This window comes from Melaminivora alkalimesophila, from assembly GCF_000282995.1.
GTDB classification, from domain to species: Bacteria; Pseudomonadota; Gammaproteobacteria; order Burkholderiales; family Burkholderiaceae_C; genus Melaminivora; species Melaminivora alkalimesophila.
Genome location: NZ_ALEE01000823.1, coordinates 1 through 2,287 on the forward strand (window position 1 = coordinate 1; position 2,287 = coordinate 2,287).

Sequence of the window (2,287 nt, forward strand, 5' to 3'; positions counted from 1 at the left end):
CCGCCGCTGCTCCCGCCCCGGCCACCGGGCCGCTGAACATCGGCTTCGCCTATATCGGCCCGGTGGGCGACGGCGGCTGGACCTTCGCGCACGACCAGGCGCGCAAGAAGCTCGAAGCGGAATTCGGCGACAAGATCAAGACCACCTACGTCGAGAGCGTGCCCGAGGGGGCGGACGCCGAGCGCGTGCTGCGCGACCTGGTCACCCAGGGCAACAAGCTGGTCTTCGGCACCACCTTCGGCTACATGGACACCATCCAGAAGCTGGGCGAGGAATTCCCGGATGTGAAATTCGAGCACGCCACGGGCTACAAGACGCGCGAGAACGTGCGCACCTACGACAGCCGCACCTACGAGGGTGCGTACCTGGCGGGCATCATCGCCGGGGGCATGACAAAGACCGGCACGCTCGGCGTGGTCGGCTCGGTGCCGATCCCCGAGGTGCTGCGCAACCTCAACAGCTTCACGCTGGGCGCGCAAAGCGTGAACCCGGACATCAAGACCAAGGTGGTCTGGGTGAACGACTGGTTCAACCCGCCGAAGGAGACCGAGGCCGCCACCTCGCTGATCAACGGCGGCGCCGACGTGCTGTTCCAGAACACCGACTCGCCCGCCGTGCTCAAGACCGCCCAGGAGAAGGGCAAGCGCGCCTTCGGCTGGGATTCGGACATGACCAGCTACGGCCCGCAGGCGCACCTGGCTTCGGCCGTCATCGACTGGGTGCCTTACTACCGCAAGACCGTCAAGGACGTGCTGGAAGGCACCTGGACCACCGGCCAGGCGTGGTGGGGCGTGAAGGAAGGAGCGGTCGATCTGGTGTCCATCGCCGAGGACGTGCCGGCCGAACTCAAGGAAAAGGTCGAGGCCGCCAAGCAGGGCCTGCGCGACGGCACGCTGGTGATCTGGAAGGGCCCGATCGCCGACAACAGCGGCAAGAACGTGCTCGACGACGGCGCCGCCGCGGACGACAAGTTCCTCACCAGCATCAACTTCTACGTCAAGGGCGTGGAAGGCCAGGTGCCGGGCGGCCGCTGACGGGATGCGCCGGGGCGCGGGCCGACGGAAGGGGCTGCGCGCCTCCGGCCCGCTTCCCCGCCTCTCGCGCCAGGCTGCCCATCGGCAGCCTTTTTTTCCTTTCGATCGAACGGGCGCCGACGGCGCGCCCCCTTGCGTCCGAGACCGCCGCCATGCCCCAGCAGCCGCCCCTGCCCCAGCAGCACCCGCAGCGCGCCCTCCTGCACAACGAGGTCCACGCGCGCCCGCCCGAACCCCTGTCGGCGCCGCTGGCGCTCACCCACATCGTCATGTGGACCGACGCTGCGGGGCGGGCCGCCAGCCGCGCGCACCTGGCGGCGCTGCTGCGCGACCACCACCTGCCGCCGCCCGACGACCACACGACGCACCTGCGCATCGACCTGGGCGGCTTTCGCCTGCGCTGGGAGCTGCACACCGAGTTCGTCACCTGGACCTTCTCCGTGCCGCTGCCCGAAGGCACGGTCGCGGCGCGCGCCCAGCCGCCGGCTGCCGTGGAGTCCGTGCCCCACGCCTGGCTCGGAAAACTGCCCGGGCAATGCCTGTGCGGGCTGCACCTGTGGGTGCTGCCGGCGGGCCATGCCCGCGACGACACCTGCACCCTGGTGCGCCAGATGCTGCGCGAAGACAGCCTGGTCGCCTCCGCCGTCGCCGACGGCCAGGCCGAAGTGGTCACCGACTTCGCCATCCATGCCGATGGCTATTCGCGCATGTTGTTGCTGGCCGGCGAATTGAGCCCGCGGCGCCTGGGGCGGCTGGTGCTGCGCCTGCTGGAGATCGAGACCTACCGCATGGCGGCCCTGCTGGGCCTGCCGGCGGCGCGCTCGGTCGGGCAGGAGCTCGCCCAGGCCGAGGGCGAGCTGGCCGCCCTGGCCGAGGCCATCCGCAGTGCCAGCCGCAACGACGAGCCGGAGCTGCTGGACCGCCTGACGCGCCTGGCCGGCAAGGTCGAGAGCCAGTACGCCGCCACGCACTCGCGCTTTTCCGCCAGCCGGGCCTATTTCGAGCTGGTGGACAAGCGCATCCAGGACATCGCCGAGACCCGCCTGCCGGGCATGCAGACCATCCGCGACTTCATGGAGCGGCGCGTCTCGCCGGCGCGCGCCACCTGCGAGTGGGCGGCGCGGCGCCAGGATGCGCTGTCGCAGCGTGTCTCGCGCGTCAGCAACCTGCTGCGCACGCGCGTAGAGATCGAACAGCAGCAAAGCAGCCAGGCGCTGCTGATCGTGCCGGTGGTCATCATCCTGGTGGCGGAA

The 2,287-nt window shown here is 70.3% G+C and carries 2 protein-coding genes; both read left to right on the top strand.

Features of this window, described 5'->3' with window-relative positions; all coding sequences use genetic code 11:
- The coding region (locus A612_RS15865) for a BMP family ABC transporter substrate-binding protein (RefSeq protein ID WP_019375411.1) at positions 1 to 1,034 on the top strand (1,034 nt) is incomplete at its 5' end.
- A gap of 152 nt (positions 1,035 to 1,186) precedes the next feature.
- Positions 1,187 to 2,287 (top strand): DUF3422 family protein (locus A612_RS15870; protein ID WP_019375412.1); only part of this gene is annotated, 1,101 nt, incomplete at its 3' end.